This is a genomic window from Meiothermus taiwanensis WR-220, from assembly GCF_003568585.1.
GTDB classification, from domain to species: domain Bacteria; phylum Deinococcota; class Deinococci; order Deinococcales; family Thermaceae; genus Meiothermus; species Meiothermus taiwanensis.
In genome coordinates this window covers 456,780-483,448 of the sequence record NZ_CP021130.1, presented here as the reverse complement: position 1 = coordinate 483,448, position 26,669 = coordinate 456,780, and the positions used below count along the sequence as shown (strand labels likewise).

Genomic DNA, 26,669 nt, shown 5'->3' with positions numbered 1-26,669 from the left:
CCCACAGGGCCAGGAGAAGCCAGGGTTCCACCCTCTGGGCAGGTTTGGCATGGGTGTTGTTTTGCTTACACCTGGCCTGGGCTGCGCCCGCTGGGACGGTAATTCGCAACCAGGCTGCGGCCATTGTGAACGGCCAGGTGTATCTATCCAACGAGGTGGAGACCCGGGTACAGGCGGTGTGCGTTCCGGCCATGACCCCCAACGGCAACCTTGCCAGCCCCGGCCAGCGCACCACTGCTCCAGCCGGTGGAACCGCCTATTTTAGCTATCGCTTGCAAAACAGTGGAAATCAAAGTTTTCTGTTCAACCTGAGCTGGTTGCAAAACGGAGCCGCCTGGACACCCAGCACAGTGCGCTTTTATCTCGATGTCAACGCCAACGCCCAGCTCGACCCCGGCGAGCCGGAAGTTAGCAGCCTCTCCCTGGATATGGGACAGGAGGTGCGGCTGGTTATGGCCGTACAGACCCCACCCTCAGCCAGCGGCGAGCTGCTGATTAGCCCTGTGGCCTCCTGCCCCGACGGTACGCGCGATGAGGATAACTTTGGCGCTATTCGCATCGGCAGCGGGCCAGCTTTGAGCCTGGCCAAGTCGGTGGATGCGAACCCGGTTCGACAAAACCAGAGCGTGGGCTTCACCCTGCGGGTACAAAACCTGGGCAGTGCGCGCGCCAGCGGGCCAGTTTACGTAGAGGATCGGCTGGATGTGCCCGAACTGAGCGGCCTGGCATATCTGGCTGGCTCTGCAAGTGCGGTTAAAGGCCGCCTGGAGTACTTCGACGGGGCTAATTGGAGCAGCCTCGAGCCCGCCAGCGTGCGCGGCCTCCGGCTGGTGCTGGATGGCCTCGAGGTGGGCGAGGAAGCCGTCTTTAGCTTCCGGATGCAGGTCGCTGCCGACACCGCGCCGGGCGAGCGGATTAACCTGGCCCGTGCCACCTCCAGCGAAAGCAGCGCACAGACCCAGGTTTCGCTGCAAATTGCCGCCCTTTACGCCCACGCCCTGGGGCCCATCGGCAACCCGCAGGCCGCAGGCGCTGCCGACCGGCAGGAAGCCGAGGTGCTGGCCGGGCAGCCTTACTGCTTTCACCATACCCTGCTCAACAGCGGCAATGCACCCGATACCTATACCCTGGAGGCTCTTGGGCTGCCCAGCGGCGTGAACCTGACCTACCGCACCATGGGCGGGGCCAGCCTGCCCACCCCCATCACGCTGGCCCCAGGAAACACCCTGGACTTCCAGGCCTGCATATCGGCCCTGCCTGCCGGTACACCTGCCTTTGAGTTCAGCCTGCTGGCTCGCTCGGGGAGCACTGGCAGCGCCGACCCCACCGTGGATCGCGTCGCACAGGTCTGGGATCTTTCTCAGATCGTTCTGTTCAAGAACAGCTCGAGCGGGCCCATCGTGATTCCCGGGCAGGGGGTGGAATACACCTTACAGGTTGAGAATCCGCTGCCCTTGACCCTCTCAAACGTGCAAATTGAAGATGCCCTGGAGGCCCACCTCGAGTTCCTCTCAGCTTCCGACGGGGGGGTCTTCGACCCCGGAAGCCGCACGGTGCGCTGGAGCCTGACGCTGGCAGCCCGGAGCACCCTCACCCTGCGCCTGCGCGTGCGGGTTAACGCCGCCGTGCCCGACAATGTAGCCATTGTAAACCGCTTCAGCCTGCGTTCTGCCGATATTGGCAACCCATTGGTTTCCAACAGCGTCACCTTGCGGGTGCAGGCGGCGGCCCTGCTTCTGGAAAAGCGGGTGGAGCCCAGAAAGGTCAAGGTGGGCGACCTGCTCACCTACACCCTGATCGCGGTCAATGTGGGGCAGGTTCCCCTCACGGTGCGCCTGGAAGACACCCCCGACCCCCACCTGCAATACCTGGCCGGTAGCGCCAGCCCCACGGAACCCGTTCTGCAAAACGGCCGCCTGGTCTGGGAAAACCTCACCCTGGCCCCCGGGGCGCGGGTGGAGCTTCGCTACCGCATGCGGGTGCTGGCGGGGGCCGGTAGCGAGCTGAAAAACACCGTGCAGGCCACCGGGGATAGCGCAGGCGGAAGCGCGGTAGCCAGCGCGGTGGCCTCGGCCTCGGTGCAGGTCGAGCAGGGCGTGCTGGCCGTACCCCATCTGCTGGTGGGCCGGGTCTTTCTGGATACCAACCGCGACGGTCTGTACACCGCCGGCCTGGATGTGCCGCTGCCGGGGGCTCGAGTGATTCTCGGCAACGGCTGGCAGGCCCTGACCGATGCCGAGGGGCGCTACAGCTTCCGCAACCTTACCGGCGGGGTGTGGGAGGTGATGCTCGAGCCGGCCTCGGCCCCCTTCCCGCCCCTCCCCCACCCCGAGGCCCAGGGGGCGGGCTACCGCCACCGGGTACGGGTGGAGGGCCTGACCGTGAGCGACTTCCCCCTCGAGCGCCCAGCGGGCCTGGCCCGTGCCCAGCGCGAGACCGTTCTGGAGTTTGGCCCCCTGCGCCTTAGCAAAAAGCTGCTGCCGCTACCAGAGGGTTTTCGAGTGGTGCTGGTACTGGAATCCGACGAGCCCCTCACCGACCTGACCCTCACCGACCCCCTCCCCGGCGGCGGTGAGCGCAGCTTCCACTTTGTGCAGTTCCAGGGCCAGAAGACCCTCACCTACGACCTGGAAGGCACACCCCATCTAACCGATCCCCAGGTGCGCTGGAGGTACCCATGAGACGCTGGCTTGCTCCGCTCCTCCTGCTGCTGGCCTTCCCGGCCCTGGGCCAAACCCGTACCGACCTCAAGGGCATCGTGCCGGGGGACGCGCTGGGCTGGGAAATCCAGGAGCTGCGGGCCAGCGTGGTGGTAAGCAAACCCACCATCCTGAACCTTCAGATCTACTCCCCTGGCTTCGACCCCACCGACTACCGCCGGGCCCTAAAGGGCCAGGAAGAACTCGGCGATGAGCGCTACGACAAGGGCCGAGGTCAGATGCTGGCCGAGTTTGTGCTGATCCGGGATGGAAAAGTGCTGGCCCAGGAGAACTTTAGCGTGGAGCCGCACCGCTGGGTGCTGTTCTTCCGGGGCCAGGTGGAGCCGGGGGTCTACCTGCTCAAGAGCCGCCTGGCCGGCCTGGGCAAGAACGCCTTCCGCTACCGCATCCAGACCAGTGTGCCGGAGGCCGCCGAACTGCTCATAGACCCCACCCTTCAGCTCTACGACGTCCGGCCTTTTCAGGCAGTGACCCCGCTTTCGGTGGCCACCATCCGGGGGCAGGACTGGCACGAGCCCTTCGTGCTCAACGTGAGCCCCGAGGTGCTGCCCTTGCGCGTGGGCTTCTACGACGAGGATGGCCCGAAGGAGATGGAGGGCCGGGTGCGCTGGCAGGACGGAAGCACAGAGGCCCGGCCCGTCTCCGGGGATCGAACCTGGGCCTACTTCGATATCCGGCGGCCTGGCCTGGTGCGCTTCGGCTTCCGCCAGCCCAGAACCGCCACCCAGTACTCCAACACCATCGGCTTCCGGGTGGACGCCTGTATGGAAGTGGAGCGGGAGGCCTTCCGGGTGGTGCCCCCGCGCCCGGTGCAGGCTTTGGTGCAGGACACCGCCGGACGGCCGCTCGAGATCACCCCTGGCGTGGAGGGCGACAAGATCCGCACCCTTCGGCTGCCGGCCCTGGCCGAGGGGTACCGCCTGGTGCGGATGGAGGTAGAAGGCGGGGAAGCCCTGGATGCCCATACTGCCCGCTTCGGCTGTGCGGGCGGCCTGGTGCGCTATGTGGTGGAAAGGCCAGCCCCCGCTTCAACAAGCCCCGCCGCTCCGCCCGCGTCTACCCTGGAACTCGAGGCGGTGCTGGTGCTGCCGGAGGGCGAACAGCCCTTCGACCTGCCGCTCACAGTAAACGAACAGCCCGTGGCACTTGAACAGGGCCGGGCCCGTCTGAGCCTGGCGCCGGGCACCTACCCCCTCGTGCCCCAACTGGGTGGGGCCCGCATCGAGGGGCCCTCGGTTGTGGAACTCCTGACCAACCAGACCCAGCAGGTGCGCTTCAAAGTCTATCCAGAGGTTCGGCTGACCCTGGAGGCCGCCCCGGCCCATCTGCGCGTAGGCGAGGAGACCCTCCTGACCGCCCGCGCTACCACCGCCTTCCCGCGCCTGCTGCCCGCCGACCTCGAGCTTGAACTGCCCCCCTGCCTGGAGGCCCTCGAGGCCCCCCGCCTGCTGGCCCCCATCGCCCAGGGCCGCGAGGCGGTGTTGCAGGTGCGGGCCCGGGCCCTGTGCAAGGGCGAGCCCGAGGTTGGCGCCACCCTGAGCCCCTGGGGGCAAAAATCCAGTGCCCGATTGAGCATCATTCGGCCGGCCACCTTCACCCTGCAGAAAGTAGCCCTGACCCCCCAGGTGGCCGTGGGCGATGAGGCCGTATGGCAGCTGACGGCAACCAATACCGGGGATGAAAAAGGGCAGGTGCGCTTGAAGGACGAGCCCGTGGGGTTTGACCAGATCTTTGAGCTATCCCCGGGGGAAAGACGCAGCTTCCAGGTGCGCAGCCCGGTGGGCGAGGCAGCCCCCAGCCTCCTCGTCAACCAGGCCCAGCTTCTCCGGCCCGATGGCAGCCTCATCGCCACGGCCCAGGCCGAGGTGCGGGTGCTGCGCCCGGTGGCCGAGCTCTCGCGCTCGCTGGATAAGCGCCGGGTGGTGCCGGGGGAAGAAGTAGAGGTGCGCCTGGTGGTGCGCAACACCGGCCAGGCCCCCCTGAACTACGAGCTGCGCGACAGCCACCCCGAGTGGCTGGAGGTGGCGCAAACCCCGGTCTTTAGCGGTGAACTGGCCCCCGGCGCCAGCGCCACCCACCTCTATAAAGCCCGGGTGCGCTTTGGCCCGGCGGCTGAGGGGTCGTTCCTGGCCCAGCTCACCTCCAACGGCGGCCACCCCAGCGCGCCCGACAGCCTCCAGCGGGTGCTGGTGCAGCTCGAGAAGACCGTGGAACCGGGCCGGGTGCTGGTGGGCGGCCAGGCCCGCTTCACCATTCGGCTCGGCAACCCCACCGATCACCCACTCAACCTGCGCCTGCAGGAGTCGCCCGCCGAGGGCCTGCGGGTGAGCCTGCCGGAAAGCCTGGAATTTACGCTACAGCCCGGCGAGGTGCGGGAGATGGAGCTGGAGGCCCGGGCCGAACGGGTGGGCTCGCTCGACAACCAGGTCACGGCCTTTGTGGGCAGCACCCCGGCCTCCCTCCCCGCCAAAGCCACCCTGCAGGCCCTGCCCATCCTCGAGCCCCGCCGGCTTTCCACCGTCACCCTGGACTTTGAGGTGCAGGGCAGCGCCCCCTTCGAGCGCCTGCTGCTCACCCACCAGCCCCCCGCCCAAAGCACCTACGAACCCGGTTCAGCCCGGCTGGATGGCCGCCCCATCCCCGACCCCCGCCAGGACGAGAAGGGCCGCCTCTACTTCGAGCTGCCCTACCAGCGCCAGGGCCAGCTCACCTACCAGCTCCGCCACCGCGAGGCCCTGGGCCCCATACCCGAACCCACCCTGACCGCGCAGGTAGGCGACCGGGAAGTCTACCTGCAGGGCCAGCAGCGCCTGGCCGACCTGGAAAAAGCCCAGCCCATCGTGGCTACAGCCCGCGACGGCTTCATCCAGGAGCCCATGCCCGGCAGTGTGTTCCGCAGCGATAAAGCCCGGGTGGTGCTGCAAACCCCCAACGGCCTCGAGACCCGTCTGACCGTGAACGGGGCCCCCGTAGACTCCAGGTTCCTGGGCCAGGCCACCTACGACAGCGCCCTCGGCCTGCAGCGCCTGGAGTACTACGGCCTGCCGCTGCAGCCGGGCCGCAACCTGATCGAGGTGCAGACCCCCCTGGGCTCGGATCGGGTGGAGGTCTTCCTGGCCGGTAGCCCCGTGCGGCTGGAAGTACGCCCCCTGCGCCTGCTGGCCGATGGCCGCACCCCGCTGGAGCTCGAGGTGCGGGCCGTGGATGCGCTGGGCCTGGCCTCGGGCTTTGGCCCTCTCACGGTAGAGGCTTCGTTAGAACCTCTGGAGGAGGATGCCTTCCCGCTGCTCTCGGGCTACCAGGTGCTTTTGAAGGACGGGGTGGCCCGGCTGCGCCTGAAGCCCACCCCCACCCCCACCACCCTGCGCCTGCGGCTGGCAACCGGGGAACTGCAAGCGCAAAACGAATTCTTCGTGCTGGGCCGCCAGAGCACCCTGTGGCAGCTTCAAGGAAGCCTGGGGGTGCGCCTTGGCGATAGCCTTCAGGTGTTCGGGCTGGGGCGGGGCTATCTGGAAAGCCCCCTGGGCCCGGGCCTCCTGCAAGGCGCGCTGGACGGTTCGCTGCGCTTTGAAGCAGGCCAGCCCCGGCTGCAATCCAACCTGCGCGACCAGCCCGACCCCACCGGACGCTTCCCCCTCACCGGCGCTGGCAACGAGGCCACCCTCCCCCTGCGCTCGGATGAGCCTTTTGCTCTGCGCTACGACCAGGAGGGGTTCAGCCTGGGCTACTACGCCGACAAGCTGGCGGTCTTTGGGGTTGACGGACTGCCCCAGGGCACGGCCCTGCGCCTCGAGACCCGCGGCGAGCTGGCCCTGCAGGGCTTTGTGGGCTACCTGCCTGCGGGCAGCCGCACCGAGCGCATCACCCCCGACGGCACCCGCTACTACCGGCTGTCCAGCCCGGCCGAGCCCGGCAGCGAGCAGGTGGTGCTCTGGGTGGGAAGCCAGAAGACCCGCCTCGAGCGTCTCAAGGACTATGTGCTGGACGCCGATACCGGCCTCCTCACCTTGAGCAGACCCCTCTGGCCCAGCGACCCCGACTTCCAGCCGGTTTACCTCGAGGTCACCTACGCCCCCCAGGGCGGGCAGCGCGAGCTGGGCTACGGGGCCGGGGCCCGCTGGAAGGCCGGCGACTTTAGCCTTGGGCTGGGAGCGGCCTACCTGCCCGCCCAGGGCTGGCGCTACGGGGCCGAGGCCGCCTACCAGCCACCCGGCTTTGGCGTAAAAGTGAGCTACAGCCGGGGTACGGCGGAGCGGTACGGCCTCGAGCTCTCCGGTAAAAACGGGGCCCTAGAGGCCAGCACCAACCTGACCTACGAAGGCAGGCTCCAGGGCCAGGCCCAACTTTCCTACAACCTGAGCGAGGCCGACCGCCTCAGCCTCGAGCACCAGACCGGCCCCAGCAACCGCACCGGCCTGCTCTACACCCGCCGCCTCTCCCAGAGCTTCTCGGTAGGGGCCGGGCTGGGCTACACCTGGGAGGAAGCAGCCTGGGCCAGCCTGGGGCGGCTGGGCTTCAAGAGCGGCCCCTTGAGCACCGAACTGACCCACGCCCAGCCCTTCAGCCTGACCAAAAGCGCCTCCACCCGCCTCAGAAGCACCTACGCCTTCGATGCCAACCTCACCGCCGAGGCCGACCTGATCCAGACCTGGGGCCTGGGCATGAGCGGCCAGCTCGGCCTCAAGCAGAAACTGGGTGGAAGCAACCTCTCGCTCTCCTACCAGCTCCCCGGTGCCTCCGGCGAGGGCAACCGGGCCCGTTTTGGCCTGGAGGCCCCGCTCCCCCTCTCCGAACATTGGAGCCTGAACGCCAGCGCCGGCTATGAGCGCAGCCTCAGCACCGGCCAGGATCAGGCTGCCTTTGGCCTGGCCCTGCGCTACCAGGCCCAGGGCTTCACCGCCACCCTGGGGGGCGAGACCGCCTGGAGCGCGGGGCAGCCCAAGGTGGTGCTGCGGGCCGGGGCCACCGGCCAGCTCGACGAGCAGCAGACCCTCTCGCTGGATGCCAGCTACCAGGTTCTGCCCACCTCCGAAGGCCGCTTCACCCTGGCCTACGCCCTGCGCGGGCGCGATGTGTCGCTGCTCACCTACCACCGCCTGAGCATTGTGGGTGAGCGTATCTTCGAAGGGGCCCTGGCCAGCAGCTATCACCCCGGTCTCTCCTTCCAGCTCCGCCCCAGCCTGGCCTACCGCCTCAAGCTCGACGACCCCAGCGGCAACACCTACCAGCTCGGCCTGGGGGCCAACTACTACCTCACCGACTGGCTGGGCCTGGGCGGGGGGGTATACTACCAGTTCCAGCCCGGCACCCAAAGCAACGCCACTGCTTTCTCCCTGGAGGCCTCCTTGCGGATCGTGGAGGGCCTGTGGTTCAACCTGGGCTACACCGTCGGCGGCTTTACCGGCCTCACCCCCGATACCGCCCCCGGCTTCTATCTGCGCCTGGACTTTTTAGGAGGGCACCGATGAACCGCATCCTACTCCTGGCCCTGTTCACGTTCCTGGGCCTGGCCCAGGCCCAGGTGGTAACCTCATTTAGCATCCGCTACCAAAACACCACCAATGGCAACATCATGCTGGTGGGCAACACCCTAATGTGCATGAGTCAGGCCAACTCCACCACCCAGTGCGATACAACCCGGATGAATAATTCAAGCCAAAACAACACGGCGGTAACTTCCAGCAACCAGCTCGATACCACACGAAACATGATTTTCATCAACGCCGACCCCACCAACCCTACCTGGCCTTCAGGCCGGGGAGGCTCGAGCGCCGCCACCCTCTCCCTGCCCACCGGGGCCCAGGTACTCTTTGCCGGTCTTTACTGGGGTGCCAGAACAGGTGAAAACGCCGCTGGCCGCAACCAGATCTCCATCAAACCTCCGGGGAGCAGCACCTACCAGCCCCTCTCGGGCAGCCTCATTGGCACCATCACAAACCAGGGCACCCCTACCACCCGCCCTTACACCGCCTTTGCTGATGTAACCGACCTCGTGCAAGCCAGCGGCAACGGCTCCTATTGGGTAGGGGGTATCCTGGCTGACACCGGCAATGACGGGCTGGGCTTCTATGCAGGCTGGTCGCTGGTGGTGGTTTACCGGCTGTCCAGCGAGCCCCTCCGCAACCTCACGGTCTACAACGGGCTGGCCTCGGTAAGCAACGGCAACCCCGTCACCATCACCCCCAGCGGCTTCCTGACCCCCATCACAGGCTCCTTTACCACCTACCTGGGGGCAGTGGCCTTTGAGGGGGATGGCGGCATCACAGGTGACCAACTGGTGCTGAATGGAGTACCACTTGGCGACGCACAAAACCCTAGCAACAACTTCTTCAACAGCTCTGTATCTCAACTCGGTACCCGTTTCACTGCCAAAACCCCCAACTACCTCAACCAGATGGCGGTGGACGTCGACCTAATAGACGCCACAGGGCACCTTCCCAACGGATCCACTACTGCAACCATCCAGTTCACCTCCTCTCAGGACGTTTACTTCCCCACCGTGCTGACTTTCGCCACCCAGGTCTACCTTCCCGACCTGACCAGTTCCTTCAGTAAAACCGGACAGGACATCAACGGGGGCAACTTGGTGCCGGGCGATATCCTCGAGTACACCCTCAGTTTTTCTAACACTGGGGGGGACGGGGCCACCAATGTGGTCGTGTACGACCCCATTCCTGCCGGAACCCAGTATGTGCCGGGAAGCCTGCAGGTGCTCACCAACGCCACTGGCGCCCCCACCGGCACCTTTACCGATGCCGCTGGCGACGACATTGCCGAGTTTGATAACGCCAACAACCGCGTGGTTTTCCGCCTGGGCACCGGGGCCAACGCCTCGAGCGGCGGGCTAATCCTACCGAGCCAGGGCGCCAGCGTGCGCTTCCGGGTACAGGTGCTGCCCAGCGCCGGCGGGCAGACCATCACCAACACCGCCCAGATCAGCTACAACAGCCAGACCCTGGGCACCAGCTTCAGCCAGACGGCCAGCGTCTCGGCCAATAGCCAGGTCTCTAACCCTCCTTCTCTTAGCAAAGCCTTCTCCCCGGCCAGCATTCCCGTAGGTAGCACCAGCACCCTCAGCATTACCCTCACAAACCCCAACCCCACCCCTGCCACCCTGAGCGCGGCCCTGGTGGACAACCTGCCCGCGGGCCTGGTGGTGGCCAGCCCAGCCAATGCCAGCACCACCTGCCCCAGCGGCAGCGTGAGCACCACGCCTGGCAGCAGCAGCGTAACCCTGGCTGCCGGGGCCCAGATACCGGCTAACGGAAGCTGTACTGTAAGCGTGAGCGTCACTGCCAGCACACCAGGCAGCTACACCAACACCCTGGCTGCCGGGGCCCTCCAAACCAACCACGGCAGCAACCAGAGCCCGGCCAGCGCAGTGTTGAACGTGACCGGTGTCAACGTGAGCGGCCAGGTCTACCACGACCTAGAACCCAACGGGGTGCGGAACAGCGAGAACTGGAGCACGGGGGTTACGGTCTATGTGAAGCTTGTGCAGGGCAGCACGGTGCTGGCTGTTCAGACCGTGAGTCCCGGAACCGGAGCCTACAGCTTTAGCGGGGTGGCCCCCGGCAGCTACAGCCTGGTGCTGGACAACAACAACAGCACCGCCGACACCACCCCCACCCCTCCCGCTGGCTGGCATTTTATTAACCCAGCCGGTGGGAGCCGGGCCATCACCGTGGCTGCTAGCAACCTGCTGAACCAGGACTTTGGCCTCTTCCACGGCGCGCGGGTAGAGGGCCGGGTCTTCTACGACGATGGCGAGAGCGGCGGCTCGGCCAACAACGCCCTGCAGGATGGGGGTGAGCGCGGGGCCGCCAGCGTGGTCAGCGCCACCGATGGCACCTACACCCGCACCGCCGCCACCGATGGGAACGGGGGCTACACCCTTTGGATTCCCGCCTCCTGGGGCAGCGTGACCCTCTCCCACCCCCTGCGCCCGGCCACCGGCTGGAACAACGGGAGCAGCGCCACCCTGGTAGGAAGCTGGGCCGACGCCACAAGCCCCACCTCCAGCGGTGCCGTGATTAGCCTGGGTTCGGCCAGCAGCCTGGCCGGTTCCAGCCTTACCCGCAACTTTGGGGTGGTGCGCAGCTCGCTCTTTAGGCCCGACCAGTCGGGCCAGACCACCAGCCCAGGGGTGGTGCGCTATCTGCACCAGTTCAAGCCCGGCACCATGGGAACGGTTACCCTGGCCCTGACCAACACCCCGCAGTTTGGCTACCAACTCCGCCGCGATGTGAACTGCGATGGCGACTTCGACGACGCTGGCGAGGGCTTCCAGGGGCTACCGCAGAGCTTTAGTGTGGGCTCTGGCTGGCCGCGGGCATCCGACGGCAGTCTGGCAGGGTGCGCCCTCGAGGTGCAGGTACTGGTGCCCGCAGGGGTGAGCGCCGGCCAGGTGGATATCGCCAGCCTCAGCGCCAGTCTGTCCTGGGGCAGCAACCCTGCCGTCCAGGAAACCAGGGGCCTGACCGATGCCACCACTGTTATTCGGGGTGGGGAGCTAAGGCTGGAAAAGCAGGTGCGTAACGTGAGCCAGAACACCGCTTTCGCCGCCAGCGCCCAGGGACGGCCCGGGGAGGTGCTGGAATACCGCATCCAGTACCAGAACATCGGCAGCCAGCCCATCTTCAACGTGGTGCTCTATGACCCCATCCCCTTCTTCAGCACCCTGGTACAGAACGCCTACGGCGGCACCGGCGAGGTGGAGCTGGTCTGCCCCGGTGGTGCGGTGGTACGGCCCGACCTGGGTTCTACCAGCAGCATCACCCTGAACCTGGCTACGCTCTGCACCCTCCCCACCGCCCCTCAGCCTGGCGGCGGCAGCGCCCCGGCCCTGCTGCCCGGTCAGGGTGGGTATTTCGTGTACCGGGTGCAGGTGAACTGAGCATCCCATCGGCCGTGGTTCGCTGCAGCGCAGCAGGTTTTCCGTACCGGATTCAACAAGATGGTCGTCCAAGGCAAAGACTTCCAGAGGCCATCTTTTTGAAGCCTATCGCATTTCCCACAATTACCCGCCCCCGTACGCCGTACCGGGTATTCGTGGGAAACGCTCTAGAACACCCCCTTCGGTTGGGTTATTTGTCGGCCCGAACCAACCCGATCTGGTATCGATAGCGAAACCTAACCCCCCTTCCAAAAACTCAAACGGGTCTGGCCTTAGACTAAAGGTGTGCATCTGCAAGACTTACACGAATCGTTGAAGGTTACCTGGCGCGAGCAGGATGAATTTCGCGTCCCGTGGAACTACGGTGATGTGGAGGCCGAACTCGAGGCCCTCCAGCAAGGCGCGGCCCTGCTGGACTTCTCCAACCACGGCCTGTTGGAGCTTAGAGGCCCCGACCGCACCGAGTTCCTGCACAACCAGTGCACCTCCAATATTCGCGCAATGTTGCAGGATAGCTGGCTCGAGACCCTCTTCCTGAACGCCAGGGGCCAGATCGAGCACCTGGGCTTGGTTCTCAACCTGGGCGACTCCTTCTGGGTTAGCTCCCCCAGCGCCAGGGCCCTGGCCGAGCGCTTTCGCAAGTTTATTGTGTTCGACCAGGTCGAGATCGAAGCGCTGCCCTGGTCATTGCTGCGTCTGCATGGCCCGGATGCCGAGGCGGTGGCCCAAAAGCTGGCCCCCCTGCCCCCGCGCTGGGGCCTTGGGAAGACCCCGCATTGGGTAATGGCCCGCGACGAATTCGGCCTGTGGCTGCTGACGCCCTCCAGCCAAGCGCACATGCTAGTTCAGCCAATACTGGAGGCCGGGGCCAGCCTGGTAGGGCACGAGGCCTGGCACATCTGGCGGGTCGAGCGCGGCATCCCCGACCTGCCGGAGGCGCTGGGTGAGCTGCCCCAGGAGGTGGGGCTGGAGGGCCGGGTGAGCTACAAGAAGGGCTGCTACCTGGGGCAGGAAATAATGGCCCGGCTCGAGGCCCGGGGCAACACCCGCTACCAGCTCATGGGGCTTCTGGGTCAGAAGGAGCTCCCCAGCGGGGCCGAAATCTTCCGCGAGGGCAAGCGCGTTGGCAGGGTGGGCACCGCTGTGGAGTCACCCCGGCTCGGGGCCATCGCACTGGCCCTGCTGCGCAAGGAGCTGGCCCCCGGCGACCAGGTGCACATCGAGGGTTGGTCGGCTACCGTTTCGGGCTTGCCAATGCCGTAAAAGCGTCCTCGGCCTCGAGACCAGCCCGTATGATAGAGGTGCGGGCTTTTGACCTTTTTAATAAGTTGTTGTAGTGTATAGGAGCTATTATGTTTTTAGCAGAAATAATTGGCGTAGGGGATGAGCTGCTATACGGCGAAACGGTGGACAGCAACACCGCTGAAATTGCCGTTAGTCTGCAGCCTTACGCCCTCGAGATCCGCCGCACCCTGCGCGTGGCCGACCACCTCGAGGCCCTGACCGAGGCCGTGCGCGAGGCCTGGCAAAAGGCCCGGCTGGTGGTGCTCTCGGGCGGGCTGGGCCCCACCCCCGACGACATCACCCGCGAGGCCATCGCCGCGGCCCTGGGCGAGAAGATGGAAATTGACCCCCAGGTGCTGGCCTGGTTGGAGGGTATCTTTGCCGATCGGGGCTGGAAGATGCCCGAGGCCAACCGCAAACAGGCCCTCAAGATTCCTTCGGCCACCTGGATCGCCAACCCCCGCGGCACCGCGCCCGGCTGGTGGGTGCACCGGGAGGGCCAAGACCTGGTCTGCCTGCCCGGCCCGCCCGCCGAGTGGCGCCCGATGTGGGCCGAGCTGCTGCCCAGGCTGGGGCTGCCAGCAAAACCCTACCGGCAGATTACCTTCAAAACCTTTGGCCTGGGCGAGTCGCGCATCGTGGAGCTCCTGGGCGACCTGTTCCGGCGGGGCGGGGCGGTGGAGGTGGGCACCTACGCCAAGATGGATGGGGTGGCGGTGGTGGTGCGGGGGGAGCCCGGCCCGGTCGAAGCCCTGGCCGCGCAGATCCGGCCCCTGCTGGGCGAGGCGGTCTGGGGCCGGGAGGGCGATACCCTCCCGGCGCTGGCCCTGCAGCGGCTGGATGACCAAAAAGCCACCCTGGCCACCCTCGAGTCCATGACCGGGGGGGTGCTGGGCGCCCTCCTGACGGGGGTGCCGGGCGCTTCCAGAAGCTACCTGGGGGGCCTGGTCTCCTACAGCCCCCTCGCCAAATCCCAGCTCCCCATTCCCCTCGAGGTCGCGGCCCAGCACGGGGTGGTCTCGGCGGCCTTTGCCGAAGCCATGGCCGTGGCGGCCCGCAGCCTGCTGGGAGCCACCTACGGCCTTTCCACCACCGGCGTGGCCGGCCCCGAGCCCCTGGAGGGCCAGCCGGTGGGAACCCTGTTCGTAGGTCTGGCCGGCCCCCAGGGGGTCAGCTCCCGGCATTTCCGGCTGCCGGGGGCCAGCCGCGAGATGATACGCCAGCGGGCAGCCCACGCGGCCCTGGCTTTTCTGGTGAGTGAGCTGCGATGAGACTTTTTTATGCCATCTTCCCCCCACGCGAGGTGCAGGCCACCCTTGCCGAGGCCCAGGCTCGAGTGCAGAGCTACCGGGGCTGGAAGCCCAGCCCCCCCCACCAGCTCCATATCACCCTGCTCTTTCTGGGGGAGCAGCCCCCCGAGCGCCTGCCGGAGTTCCGCCGCATCGGGCGCGAGGTGGCATCCCGTACCAAGGCCTTCGAGGTGGAGTTGGGCGGAACCGGCTACTTCCCCCTACCGGCGCGCCCCGGGTCTGGTTCGTCAAGGCCAGCGGGGAGGGGCTCGAGGCCCTGGCCCAGGGACTGCAGCAAGCCCTGCCGGAGGTCGAGGCGGCGCCCTTCAAGCCCCACCTGACCCTGGCCCGCAAAAAAGGCCCGGCCCCCCGCGTGGGGCCCGTGGTGATGAATATTCGCTTTCAGGTTCAAGCAGTATGCTTGGTAGAGTCCAAGCTGGAGCGCTCAGGTTCACAATACCGCGTTTTGGAACAGTTTCCACTCGGTTGAACAGCCTCTGATCGTAGGAGTGTGTATGGATAAAGACAAGCAAAAAGCGCTGGAAGGGGCCCTGAAGTCCATCGAGAAGCAGTTCGGCAAAGGGGCCGTGATGCGCCTGGGCGAGGCCCCCAGGCAACAGGTGGAGGTCATCCCCACCGGCAGCCTGGGCCTGGACATGGCCCTGGGCATCGGGGGGATTCCCAAAGGGCGGATCACCGAGATCTACGGCCCCGAATCGGGCGGCAAAACCACCCTGGCCCTCTCCATCATCGCCCAGGCCCAGCAGGCCGGGGGGGTGGCGGCCTTCGTGGACGCCGAGCACGCCCTCGACCCCATCTACGCCAAAAGCCTGGGGGTTAACATCGACGACCTCCTGGTCTCCCAGCCCGACACCGGCGAACAGGCCCTGGAGATCGTGGAGCTCCTCACCCGCAGCGGCGCGATAGACGTTATCGTGATCGACTCGGTGGCGGCCCTGGTGCCCCAGGCCGAGATCGAGGGGCAGATGGGCGATGCCTTCGTGGGCGTCCAGGCCCGCCTGATGAGCCAGGCCCTGCGCAAGCTCACGGCGGCGCTTTCCAAGAGCAACACCGCCGCCATCTTCATCAACCAGATCCGGGAAAAGGTGGGGCAGATGTACGGCAACCCCGAGACCACCCCCGGCGGACGGGCCCTCAAGTTTTATGCCTCGGTGCGGCTGGATGTGCGCAAGCAAGGCCAGCCCATCAAGGTGGGCAACGACGCGGTGGGCAACCGGGTACGGGTCAAGGTGACCAAGAACAAGCTGGCCCCACCCTTCCGCGAGCATGAGATCGAACTGTACTTCGGCAAGGGCATCGACCCCCTGGCCGACCTGGTCACAGTCGCCATCGCCACCGAGGTGATAGACAAATCGGGTTCCTGGCTCTCCTATGGCGATACCCGGCTGGGCCAGGGCAAGGAGAAGGCCGCCGAGTTTCTGAGGGGCGAGCCGCGCCTGGTTCAGGAGATCCGCGAGAAAGTTTTGGCCCAAGCTGGTAAGCTATCGGTATTGGCAGCTTCAGAAGAAGACGAGGAGTCTTCCACTGTGGCTGCCGAGGTATAGACTGCTGGTTAGGTGGGGTTCTCCCAGTATGAAAGGCCAGGCAACCCAAATGCTCAGCATCCGTCCGGTGGCGCTTTGGGCCAGGGAGCGGTGCGCAGTAGAGCTTGGTAATGGTCTACTTCTGGTTTGGCGTCGGACTCGGGCCAGTCTGATCACGGTTCCCGCTGTGCCCCGCAGGATGGGCGTGGTGGGTCTTTCAAAACAACCCTGCCAGGTGCGCGGGCTGTTTTCAAGAGCCGTTCAGTGCAAGGGTATGCCTGAAAAAACTGGAACACGTATTTAGCCAAACGCCGATCAGAAACTGTGAGAACCTCCATGCAACCCTTGGAGGTACCGATGGCCTTTACTCCCCTAGATTTGATACTCACCCTGATTGTGATTGTGTTGGCGGCGGTGGTGGTGCTGCTTTTGCAGCGCAGCAACCGCCAGACCGAAGTTAACAAAAGCGAACTCGAGGCCGCCCGTCGCGAGGCCCAGCAGACCCTGGAGGCCGCCCGCCGCCAGGCCCAGACCGCCCTCGAGCAGGCCCAGAGCCAGGCCCAGGCGCTGCTCGAGGCCGCCCGTGCCGAGGCCCAGAGCCTGCGCCAGAGCGCCCAGACGGAGGTACAAAACCTGCGGCAAAGCGCCCAGGCCGAGCTCGAGCGCCTCCGTCAGCAAGGCGAGGAGCGCCTGCGCCAGCAGCTGCGGGAGGAACGCGAACGCCTGCAGGCCAGCCTCCAGGCCGAGCGCGAGGCCCTGTTGAGCGAGCGGGCCTCCCTCCAGGCCGAGCGCGAACGCTTGCAGGCCGACCTACAGGCCAGCCGGGCCGAGCGCGAGGAGCTCAAGCGCGAGACCGAGCGCTTAGCAAGGCGGGGCGAGCAGCTCGATGCCCGCGCGGCCAAGCTCGACGAGCAGGAGGAAAAGCTCGACGCCCTGGAGAAGGCCCTCGAGGCCCGCCAGGCCGAGCTGGCCCAACGTGAACGGCAGATCGACCTCAAGCTCCAGGAGGTGGCCGGGATGAGCCGGGAGGAGGCCCAGAACCTGCTTCTGTCGCGCCTGGACGCCGAGCTGGAGGAAGAAAAAGCCCTGCGGGTCAAGGCCAACCTCGAGCGCATCCGGCTCGAGGTCAAGCGCGAGGCCCAGAAGCTTTTGGCCCAGGCCGCCCAGCGCCAGGCCTCCGAGACCGCCGCGGCCCTGGCCGTCTCGGTCGTACCCATCCCCTCCGACGCCATGAAGGGCCGCATCATCGGGCGCGAAGGGCGCAACATCCGCACCTTCGAGGCCCTCACCGGGGTGGATCTGATCATCGACGACACCCCCGAGGCGGTGCTGCTCTCCAGCTTCAACCCCATGCGGCGCGAGATCGCCAGAATGGCCCTCGAGCAGCTTGTGGCTGATGGCCGCATCCACCCCAGCCGCATCGAGGAGGTGGTGGAAAAGGCCAAAAACGAGATGAAAACCTTCATCTACGAGCGCGGCGAGGAGGCCGCCCTGGAGGCCGGGGTGGTGGGCCTCAAGCCAGGCCTGGTGCAGCTTTTAGGCCGGCTGCACTTCCGCTCCTCCTACGGCCAGAACGTGCTCAAGCACTCGGTGCAGGTGGCCCACCTGACCGGCATCATGGCCGCCGAACTGGGCCTGGACGCTGCCCTGGGCCGCCGGGCTGGGCTGCTGCACGACCTGGGCAAGTCGGTGGACCGCGAGATCGAGGGCACCCACGTGGAGATCGGCGTCACCCTGGCCACCCGCTTTGGCGAGCCCAAAGAGGTGATTGACGCCATCGCCCACCACCACGACCCCGAAAACGGCGAGACCCTCTACTCGGTGCTGGCCGCTGCCGCCGATGCCATCAGCGCGGCCCGTCCCGGCGCCCGCCGCGAGAGCCTGGAGGAGTACATCCAGCGCTTGGAGCAGCTCGAGCGCATTGCCCTGTCCTTCCCGGGCGTGGACAACGCCTTCGCGGTGCAGGCCGGGCGTGAGGTGCGGGTGATTGTGAAGCCCGACCGCATCTCCGACGCCAAGGCCGTCCTGCTGGCCCGCGAGATTGCCGGGCGCATCGAGCGCGACATGAACTACCCCGGCCAGGTGCAGGTCACGGTGGTGCGGGAAAGCCGGGCCGTGGAGTACGCAAAGTAATTAGACAGACTGTCCATTGCCATCTGGGGCCCAGGCTCCTACCATGAACCTATCGGGCCTCAACCCTGTTTCATTGCCCAACCCATACGGAGGTAGCAGATGGCAGTCAAGGAACCCCAAGTCACCCTGAAACGCGTTTCCCACTGGATCGGCGGCAGGCTGGTCGAGGGTAGGTCTGGGCGGAGCGGCGTGGTCTGGAACCCCGCCACCGGGCAGCCGCAGGCCACCGTGGACTTCGCCTCGGTGGAAGAGGTCGACGCGGCGGTGGCGGTGGCCAGGGAAGCCTACAAAACCTGGCGGCAGACCCCCCTCTCCCGCCGGGCCGAGATCATGTTCAAGTTCCGCGATCTGGTAGACCAGAACCGTCGCAAAATTGCCGAGCTGATCACCCTCGAGCACGGCAAAACTCTGGCCGATGCCCTGGGCGAGGTGGCGCGGGGCCTGGAAAACGTGGAGTTCGCCACCGGTATTCCGCACCTCTTGAAGGGGGGCTTCTCCGAGCAGGCCAGCCGGGGGGTGGACGTGTACCAGATTCGCCAGCCGCTGGGCGTGGTAGCGGGCATCACCCCCTTCAACTTTCCGGCCATGGTGCCCATGTGGATGTTCGCCAACGCCATCGCCTGCGGCAACACCTTCATCCTGAAGCCCTCGGAAAAAGACCCCTCCCCCAGCCTCTTCCTGGCCGAGCTCCTGCAGCAAGCCGGCCTCCCCGATGGGGTGTTCAACGTGGTGCAGGGCGACAAGGTGGCGGTGGATCGCATCCTCGAGCACCCCGAGATCAAGGCCGTAAGTTTCGTGGGCTCCACCCCGGTGGCCCGGTACATCTACGAGACCGGCACCAAACACGGCAAGCGGGTGCAGGCCCTGGGCGGGGCCAAAAACCACATGGTGGTGCTGCCCGACGCCGATATCGGCATGGCCGCCGACGCCGCCGTGAGCGCGGCCTATGGTTCGGCGGGCGAGCGCTGCATGGCCATCTCGGTGGTGGTGGCGGTGGGCGACCAGACCGCCGATGCCCTGATTGCCGCCATCAAGGAGCGGATGCCCAGAATCAAGGTGGGGCCGGGCCTCGAGGAGGGCGTGGAGATGGGCCCCCTGATCACCCGCGAGCACCGCGACAAGGTGGCCTCCTACATCGAAAACGCCCCCAAGGAAGGGGCCAGCGTGGTGGTGGATGGCCGGCAGGATCCCATCGCCCAGTCCGAGGGGTTTTTCCTGGGCCCCAGCCTGATTGACCACGCCAGGCCCGGCATGAAGTGCTACGACGACGAGATTTTTGGCCCGGTGCTCAGCGTGGTGCGGGTCAAGACCTACGACGAGGCCCTGAAGCTCATCAACGAGCACCCCTACGGCAACGGCACGGCCATCTTCACCCGCGACGGGGGGGCTGCCCGGCAGTTCCAGTTCGAGGTGGAGGCCGGCATGGTGGGCATCAACGTGCCCATCCCGGTGCCGGTGGCCTACTACAGCTTTGGCGGCTGGAAGGCCAGCCTGTTCGGCGACCTGCACATGTACGGCCCCGAAGGGGTGCAGTTCTACACCCGCGCCAAGGTGGTCACCAGCCGCTGGCCCGACCCCAGCACCAGCAAGGTGGATCTGGGCTTCCCGCAGGTGCGCTAGCCCCTGAATACCCGCTTCACCTTGTCCCAGAAGCCCTCGGGGGCCACCTCCTCGCCCACTTCCTGCGCGTACTGGCGCAGGAGTTCGCGGGCTCGCTTGGAAAGGTTGTGTGGCACCACGATCTGGGTGATCACCTGCAGCTTGCCCCGGCTGCGGCTACCGGGGTGGGGTAAACCCTGGCCCTCGAGCTCGAACACCTCGCCCTCGTGGGTGCCGGGGGGTATGCTGAGCTCGAGGTCGCCCTCCAGGCCCGGAATCTGCACCCTGGCCCCCAGCGCGGCCTGGGCCAGCCCCAGCCTGAGCTCGTAAATCAGATTAGAACCCTCGCGCCTGAGCTGCGGGTGGGGGTGGATGTGCGGGCGAACAAACAGATCGCCCGGCCCCCCCGGCCCCAGGTTGCCCATCCCCGAGACCCGCAGGAGCTGGTTCTCATCAATACCGGCTGGGATGTTGATTTGAATCTTTTCCCTGCGCCGCACCCGGCCCTGGCCTTTGCAGCTTGAGCAGGTCTCGGAAAAGACGTAACCCCGGCCCCGGCAGGCCGTGCAGGGCACCTGGGCCACCATGTTGCCAAAAAAGGTGCGCTGTATCTGCTCGAGCGTCCCCCGCCCCCCGCACGAGCGGCAGGCCTGGCGCTTACCCCCCTGCCCGTGGCAGGTTTCGCAGGGAACCAGACGGTCGTACTCGAGCTCCTTCTGAACACCATGCAGCACATCCACCAGCTCCAGCTCGATCTCGGCCTCGAGGTCTTCCCCCCGTGGCGCACGGCCCGCACCCCCCGGCGTGCGAAAACCAAACACCTGCTCAAACAGATCGAAGATGTCGCCAAAATTGCCCCCTACACCGCCCAGCCCGCCCGGTGTGGCCGTGCCGTAGCGGTCGTAGTGGGCCCTTTTTTCCGGGTCGGAAAGCACCGCGTAGGCCTCGTTAATCTGCTTGAACCGCTCCTCGGCCTCCTTGTTACCGGGGTTTTTATCGGGGTGGTACTGGAGGGCCAGCTTGCGATAGGCCTTCTTGATCTCCTCGGCGCTCGCGTTTCGGTCTACCCCCAGGGTTGCGTAGTAGTCGTTCATCGAAGTTTAGTCTATCAGGCTTAGGTATTTTTCTTGTGGTTTTAAACACGAGGCGTTGCAACCCGGTTTTTGACAAAACCAATATACCCCTGTATATTCAAACCAGATGCGATTCTCCGCACGAGCTACCCTTTAAGCGGCGCTCTTCTTCGGAAGAGGCCGTAGGGGTTTGCCCGGCGGGGAATCTCTTTTTTGTTTTGGAGGAAACCCATGGTTCTCTTGACCCCCGGCCCTACCCCCATCCACCCCAGGGTACAGACCGCCCTCGGCAAGGAGATGCGCGGCCACCTCGACCCCGAGGTGCTGGCCACCAACCGCCGCATTCGCGAGCACCTCAACAAGCTCTTCGACCCCGGCCCTGGCGCTTTGCTGGCGGCCATGCCGGGTTCGGGGAGCCTGGGCATGGAGGCCGGCCTCACCAACCTGGCCGACGAGGGCGATGCCGTGCTGCTGCTGGTGAGCGGCACTTTTGGCGAGCGCATGGTGGAGATTGCTCACGCCTACCAGTTCGACTACAAGGTACTGCGCTCCGAGCCGGGCCACCCCATTGACCCCCAGGCCGTGGCCGAGGAGTTGAAGCACCGCCCCTACAAGCTGGTGGCCCTGGTGCACGGTGAGACCAGCACCGGCGTGCTCAACCCGGTAGAAGAGATTGCCGAGCTGGTGCAGGCCCACGGCGCGCTGTTCATGTTGGACGCGGTGACCACCGCCGGCATGATGCCGCTCTCGATGCAGAAGCTGGGCATTGACTACGCCTTCACCGGTAGCCAGAAATGCCTCTCGGCCCCGCCGGGGCTGGCCCCCTTTGCCCTCTCCCAGCGCGGGCGGGAGTGCTTAGGGCAGGTGCGGGGCTGGTACTCCGACCTGTCGCGGGTGGCGGTCTACTGGGAGCAGGAGGGCTACTTCTGCACCTCGCCGGTGCTGCTGCACTACGCGCTCGAGGAGGCCCTCAAGCTGGCCCTGGAGGAAGGCCTGGAGAACCGCCAGAAACGCGCCGAGCTGCTGTACGGCACGGTGCTGTCGCTCTTGGAAGAGCTGGGCTTCAGCGCCTATGCAGCCGAGGGAGCCCGCCTGCCCACGGTGCTGGTGGTACGCCCACCCCAGGGCCTAGAGGAGGCCGAGATCCGCAAGGGGCTGTATGCGCGGGGGGTCTCGGTAGCCGGGGGTATCGGCCCCACCGCCGGTAAGGTGCTGCGGCTGGGGCTGATGGGCGAAAGCGCACGGCCCGAGCACTACCGGGTATTCTTCAAGGCCCTGGGCGAGGTGCTGGGCAAGAGCGGCCTCGAGCGGGCCTTCGAGGAGCGGCTGGGCCTGGTAGCCTTCTAGTGCTGGGTCAGGTAGTAGTGTTGAAGCTCACCCTCGAGCTGTGCGAGCGCTTGTTGAACGCTGATGCCTTGCAGGGGCAGCACCCCATAGGCCCGGATCGCCAGGTTCTGCCGGATGCGACGGAAGACAACCTGGGCCCCCTCCAGGTTGCTACCCTGCAAAACAATCAGAAACTGGCCAGGGCCAAGCTGAAACACCATGTCGGGCTGACGCAGGTACTGCACCAGTTCAGCCCCTGGCTGGTCGGCACGGGTGTGCAACAACAAAAGCGTAACAGGGCGCACCGCCGAGAGGGCCTCGAGGCTGGGAGCCAGGGCTTGCAAAGCGGTATGAGATAGAACACCCCCCTCATGGCGAAAACCCATCTGTGTGGCAGGTGGCAGGCTTGGCACCTCGCGCCTAAGCAAGAAAAACAATCCCATCAAGAAGGCACAGGCTCCCATCAAACTTGCTACCGAGGCCACCACCGCCAGATCTTCAGGAATCTGGGCCAGGTCACGGCTGGCGGCTACAGCCATAGCGCTGCTCATCAAACCCAGCCCCAGCACCCAGAAAAACCGTGCCTGTGGGCCCAACGGTACGCGGGCGTACAGGCTGGCTGCGGCGGCCAGCATCAGTGCAGCCAGCAAAAATACCAGACCGGGATAAAGGCTTGCCTGCCGGGGAAACAACCACAGCGGCAACAGCCCCAGCAGGACGAAGCCCCAGGGCAGCAGCGACAACCACATAACCCCTAGCATACGATCACAGCTCGCCCGGCTGCATCAAGAATAAACACAAGCCGGGGTGACAAACCCCCGCCCTCTGGTACGATTATGTTGTGAGCATAGCACCGCTGGCCGAGCGCGTACGCCCCCAGACCCTAGACGAGGTGGTGGGCCAGGAACATCTCACCGGGCCGGGCAAACCCCTGCGGCGGATGCTGGAGACCCGGCGGCTTTCCTCCTTCATTTTGTGGGGGCCGCCCGGCAGCGGCAAAACCACCCTGGCCCGGCTGATGGCCCAGGGCGTGGGGCGGGCCATGGTGATGCTTTCGGCGGTCAATGCCGGCCTCAAGGATATCAAGGAGATCGTGGCCCAGGCCCAGGAACAGGGCGGCCTGGTGCTTTTCCTGGACGAGATCCACCGCTTCAACAAAGCCCAGCAAGACGCACTCCTGCCCCACGTGGAGTCGGGCCTCCTGACCCTGATTGGGGCCACCACCGAAAACCCCTCCTTCGAGGTGAATCCCGCCCTGCGCTCCCGCGCGCGGGTCTACGTGCTCGAGCCCCTGGACGGGGCAGCCACCCGCAGGCTTCTGGAGCGAGCACTCCACCACCCCCAGGGCCTGCAAGCCCAGGCCGAGCCGGAAGCCCTGGAGTTCATCGCCCAGGCCGCCATGGGCGACGCCCGGCGGGCCCTGTCGGCGCTGGAGCTTGCCGCCAGCCTGGGTGAAGGGCACATTAGCCTGACAGCCGCCCGCGAAGCCCTGGGCCGTGGCACGCTGGGCTTCGACAAAGGGGGCGATTACTTCTACGACCTGATCTCGGCCCTGCACAAGTCGGTGCGCGGCAACCACGTCGACGCCGCACTCTACTACCTGGCCCGCATGCTCGAGGGCGGCGCCGACCCCCTCTACCTGGCCCGCCGGCTGGCCCGCATGGCCGTGGAGGACGTGGGCCTGGCCGACCCCAACGCCCTGCGCCTGGCTATGGCCGCCAAGGAGGCCTACGATTTTTTAGGCAGCCCCGAGGGCGAGCTGGCCCTGGCCGAGCTGGTGGTGTACCTGGCTTTGGCCCCCAAGTCCAACAGCGTCTATGTGGCCTGGCACAAGGCCCAGGAGGCCGCCCGCAAACACCCTACCGCCCCCATTCCCCTGCACCTGCGCAACGCCCCCACCGCCCTCATGCAACAGATGGGCTATGGCCGGGGCTACGCTTACTACCACGACGACCCCGAGGGCAGCTTCGCCCAGCGGTACCTGCCCGAGGTGTTGGAGGGCCTCGAGCTCTACCAGGCCACCGGCGAGGGCTGGGAAGAGCGGGTGCGCGAGCGGCTCAAAACCCTGCGGGCGCGGTTTGCCTCGAGGGGAAAAACGAGCCGCTAAGGCGGCTCGTCGAACGTCTAGAGGAGTCTTTCTCATCGGTGCGGGTGCACAACCTCAGACACTCCTACGGCTACGGCTCGCACATGCTGGCAAATGGCATTGGTGGCGGAACGGATGGGGCACACCAGCCCCAAGATCACTCCGGGGGTGTACCGTCACCTACTCCAGCAGGAGCGCCGGGGCTGGGTCATTGGCCCTGAAGACCTGCCGGGGGTCAGGGCGCAGGGGTAAAAATCTGGGGTCATACGGAATCTAGGTAAATAGTCACACAAAATCCCGGCCTGGAAGAACTCGAACGGGCCGCAAAGAGCCAGGGTGCCACCAGGGGCACGCTGGCCTCATCCGGGGGTGTCAGGGCTGGGGTCGGCTTTCCGATGTGTGATGATTCACCCAGACTTGGTATCAAAAGCAAAACCCAAGGATTGGCACCTCGGGTTTTTTGCGTTCTGGACAGTCTGGCGGGCCGTGAAGGATTCGAACCTCCGACACCTCGTTTTGGAGACGAGTGCTCTACCGGGCTGAGCTAACGGCCCACACTAGCGCATCGGATTGTAGCACAGGGACACAGAACCGACAACCGGGGCAGGCCAGGGTAGAATCGGCCCGATGACTACGCTCAAACCCCTCGTTGCCCTGGGCGACCTTACCTGGGATGTGCTGGCCAAACCCAATACCCTGCTGCTGCCCGGCGGGGATACCACCGGGCGGGTTTTGCTGATGGGCGGCGGAAGTGCGGCCAATGTGGCGGTGTGGGCAGCCCGGGTGGGCTATCCGGCGGGTTTTATCGGGGCCGTAGGGCGCGACCGCTTCGGCGAGTTTGCGGTGCAGGAGTTGGCCAGCGAAGGGGTAGAGCCCCACATCATCTGGAACAGCAGCACCCCCACTGGCGTAATCCTGGTGCTGATCGATGCTGCCGGACAGCGTTCCATGCTCACCTCCCAGGGGGCCGACTTCGAGCTGCGTCCCGAGGAAGTACCGCTGGAGGTGATCCGGCAGGCCGGGCACCTGCACGTGACGGCCTGGTCGCTCTTTACCGACCCACCACGCCAGGCCGCGCTCAAAGCCGTACACGTCGCACGCGAGGCCGGTGTAACGGTATCTTTCGACCCGGCCTCGTTCCAGATGATCCGGGAAATTGGGCGCGAGGAGTTCCGCCGCATGACCCGCGATCTCTCGTTGGATTTTGTCTTTCCCAACCTGGACGAAGGCCAGGCCCTCACCGGGGCGCGAGACCCCAAGGACATCCTCGAGGTGCTGCAAAAGCTCTACCCCGAGGCCATGATTCTGCTCAAGCTGGCCGCCGATGGGGCCCTGATTCTCGACCGGGGCCGGCTCATCGAGCTTCCAGCCACCCGCGACCAGCCGGTAGACGCCACCGGGGCCGGGGATTCGTTTGGGGGAGCCTTCCTGGGGCATTACCTGCGTTCTAAAGATGCCCTGGCCGCCGGGCAGCTCGCGGTGCAGGTGGCGGGCTGGGTGATCGGACGGTTTGGGGCCCGCCCGCCCATGGATGCTGAAATCAAGCGGCGCCTCGAGCAGTTCGGTTTTGTTCACAGATAATACAGGACTGGGTTAGTTCGCTGCCTTCCGGCGCCGAACCAACCCAACCGAAGGGGTACGCTTTCTGCGCTGAGCGTAGCGAAGGGGTGTGCTATAGGATTCAAAAAGATAAACTCTGGAGGTTTTTGCTTTGGATGATTATCTTTATTGAATCCGATATAACACGGCTACGTAGGGTCGATTCGCATCCTAGGCAACCCGGCTGCTACGCACCACAAATTGCCAGTGAATTGGGTACTCCACATCGGGATCGGGGTAGGTGGCCTCGACCCACCGGGCTAGCTCGAGCACGGAGGGCCTGAACACCTCCTCGGGGACAGCCCAGGTAAAGGAGTAAATGCGTTCCAGCAGCATCTCCAGGCTGGTTCGGGGGCTGCGCAGCTCTACCCAGTCAGCTACAATCCTGGATCTGGGCTCGAGCCCATAACGAACCAGCTCTCTTTCCACCTCCTCCAGGCGGGCCTGGTGCCGGCCTCGAACCAGCCGATAACCCAACCCAGCCAGAATTTCCTGCCACTTTTGCTGGATACGCCAGTCCTCGCTTTCTCCATTGGATCGATCCCAGCCCTCAAACAAAAAACCCCCGGGGCGCAGCACCCGCAGGCTCTCCTGCAGGGCCTGCTGCCAGCCTTCTATCAGGTGCCAGCAGTGCACCGCAATCACGGCATGGAGGCTGGCCCGTTCGAAGGGTAACTCACGAGCATCGGCCTCGACCAGGCGGGCTTTACGGGCCACCCCGGCCACCTTTTGCCGTAGCACCTCGAGCATGGCCGGGTTGTTGTCCAGGGCAATATAGCGGTACCCACGGGCAATAATCGGCACTGCAATCCGACCAGTACCCGCCCCAATCTCCAGAAACAAGGGATCGCGGAATAACTTCTCAACGGGCGCCGTGAGGGCGGTAGCGATACGCCCAGAAACCTCAGGAGGATGGTACCGTGTTCGGTCGTAGGTAAAGGCCACCCGACTAAAATGAGAAGTCATGCTCGGTTTTAATGATAGCAATGCAAAATTAAATTGCAAATCATACCCTGAAGCGTTGAACTCGAGTGTGACCTTTGGGCCTGGGCCATCCAGCAAAGCGTTACGGGTGCCTGCGGCGGCTTTCTTGCTGTGGGTACAATTGCAGACCCTCATA

15 protein-coding genes, 1 tRNA gene and 1 pseudogene are annotated in these 26,669 nt (G+C 65.7%); 13 read left to right on the top strand and 4 right to left on the bottom strand.

Translation table 11 applies throughout. The features are described 5' to 3' along the window. Positions 1-53 precede the first annotated feature (53 nt). The 9 genes and pseudogenes from MTAI_RS02455 to MTAI_RS02415 all read left to right on the top strand — a co-directional run bounded on the left by MTAI_RS02455 (position 54) and on the right by MTAI_RS02415 (position 19,486). Entirely contained in the window at positions 54-2,681 is a 2,628-nt protein-coding gene (locus MTAI_RS02455; protein WP_245453140.1) for a hypothetical protein, read from the top strand. Next, on the top strand, positions 2,678-8,188 hold the full coding sequence (locus MTAI_RS02450; protein ID WP_027887489.1) for a DUF11 domain-containing protein: 5,511 nt from the start codon (positions 2,678-2,680) through the stop codon (positions 8,186-8,188). The genes MTAI_RS02455 and MTAI_RS02450 overlap by 4 nt, the downstream gene beginning before the upstream one ends. Next, entirely contained in the window at positions 8,185-11,616 is a 3,432-nt protein-coding gene (locus MTAI_RS02445; RefSeq protein WP_187388582.1) for a DUF7933 domain-containing protein, read from the top strand. Before MTAI_RS02450 ends, MTAI_RS02445 begins: the two co-directional genes overlap by 4 nt. 285 nt (positions 11,617-11,901) lie before the next feature. Further along, entirely contained in the window at positions 11,902-12,879 is a 978-nt protein-coding gene (gene ygfZ, locus MTAI_RS02440; protein WP_027887487.1) for a CAF17-like 4Fe-4S cluster assembly/insertion protein YgfZ, read from the top strand. 89 nt (positions 12,880-12,968) lie between these two features. Further along, complete coding sequence (locus MTAI_RS02435; RefSeq protein WP_027887486.1) at positions 12,969-14,171, top strand: CinA family nicotinamide mononucleotide deamidase-related protein; 1,203 nt, start codon at positions 12,969-12,971, stop codon at positions 14,169-14,171. Then, a pseudogene (gene thpR / locus MTAI_RS02430) lies at positions 14,168-14,679 on the top strand (RNA 2',3'-cyclic phosphodiesterase). The gene MTAI_RS02435 and the pseudogene thpR overlap by 4 nt, the downstream one beginning before the upstream one ends. Positions 14,680-14,704: 25 nt before the next feature. Then, positions 14,705-15,754, top strand: coding sequence for a recombinase RecA (recA, locus tag MTAI_RS02425; protein ID WP_027887484.1), 1,050 nt, complete (start codon positions 14,705-14,707; stop codon positions 15,752-15,754). Between the two features lie 336 nt (positions 15,755-16,090). Next, positions 16,091-17,866 (top strand): ribonuclease Y, encoded by a 1,776-nt coding sequence (rny, locus tag MTAI_RS02420; RefSeq protein ID WP_027887483.1) that lies wholly within the window; start codon positions 16,091-16,093, stop codon positions 17,864-17,866. Positions 17,867-17,965: 99 nt separating this feature from the next. Then, positions 17,966-19,486, top strand: coding sequence for a CoA-acylating methylmalonate-semialdehyde dehydrogenase (locus MTAI_RS02415; RefSeq protein ID WP_027887482.1), 1,521 nt, complete (start codon positions 17,966-17,968; stop codon positions 19,484-19,486). Here the strand turns inward: MTAI_RS02415 and dnaJ are convergent. Next, entirely contained in the window at positions 19,483-20,559 is a 1,077-nt protein-coding gene (gene dnaJ, locus MTAI_RS02410) for a molecular chaperone DnaJ (RefSeq protein WP_027887481.1), read from the bottom strand. The genes MTAI_RS02415 and dnaJ overlap by 4 nt on opposite strands. A 210-nt stretch (positions 20,560-20,769) precedes the next feature. Between dnaJ and MTAI_RS02405 the strand changes: the two genes are divergently transcribed. Next, positions 20,770-21,885: a pyridoxal-phosphate-dependent aminotransferase family protein gene (locus tag MTAI_RS02405; RefSeq protein ID WP_027887480.1), complete on the top strand. Its 1,116-nt coding sequence runs from the start codon at positions 20,770-20,772 to the stop codon at positions 21,883-21,885. Here MTAI_RS02405 and MTAI_RS02400 read toward each other — a convergent pair. Continuing rightward, positions 21,882-22,613 carry a nucleotidyl cyclase domain-containing protein gene (locus tag MTAI_RS02400; RefSeq protein ID WP_223299680.1) on the bottom strand — a complete coding sequence of 244 codons (732 nt, stop codon included), beginning with the start codon at positions 22,611-22,613 and terminating at the stop codon, positions 21,882-21,884. The two genes, MTAI_RS02405 and MTAI_RS02400, sit on opposite strands and share 4 nt — an antisense overlap. Before the next feature lie 98 nt (positions 22,614-22,711). Here MTAI_RS02400 and MTAI_RS02395 point away from each other — a divergent pair, with 98 nt between their 5' ends. Together MTAI_RS02395 and MTAI_RS15675 are read left to right on the top strand one after the other, a co-directional pair. After that, on the top strand, positions 22,712-23,971 hold the full coding sequence (locus tag MTAI_RS02395; protein ID WP_027887478.1) for a replication-associated recombination protein A: 1,260 nt from the start codon (positions 22,712-22,714) through the stop codon (positions 23,969-23,971). Positions 23,972-24,064: 93 nt separating this feature from the next. Beyond that, complete coding sequence (locus MTAI_RS15675) at positions 24,065-24,202, top strand: hypothetical protein (RefSeq protein ID WP_182482379.1); 138 nt, start codon at positions 24,065-24,067, stop codon at positions 24,200-24,202. Between the two features lie 225 nt (positions 24,203-24,427). Here MTAI_RS15675 and MTAI_RS02385 read toward each other — a convergent pair. Continuing rightward, a tRNA-Trp gene (locus MTAI_RS02385) sits at positions 24,428-24,504 on the bottom strand. A 73-nt stretch (positions 24,505-24,577) separates the two neighbouring features. Here MTAI_RS02385 and MTAI_RS02380 point away from each other — a divergent pair. Further along, positions 24,578-25,531 carry a carbohydrate kinase family protein gene (locus MTAI_RS02380; protein ID WP_027887477.1) on the top strand — a complete coding sequence of 318 codons (954 nt, stop codon included), beginning with the start codon at positions 24,578-24,580 and terminating at the stop codon, positions 25,529-25,531. Positions 25,532-25,720: 189 nt separating this feature from the next. On the opposite strand, the gene MTAI_RS02375 is transcribed toward MTAI_RS02380, so the two are convergent. Further along, entirely contained in the window at positions 25,721-26,515 is a 795-nt protein-coding gene (locus MTAI_RS02375) for a class I SAM-dependent methyltransferase (protein WP_027887476.1), read from the bottom strand. Positions 26,516-26,669 lie beyond the last annotated feature (154 nt).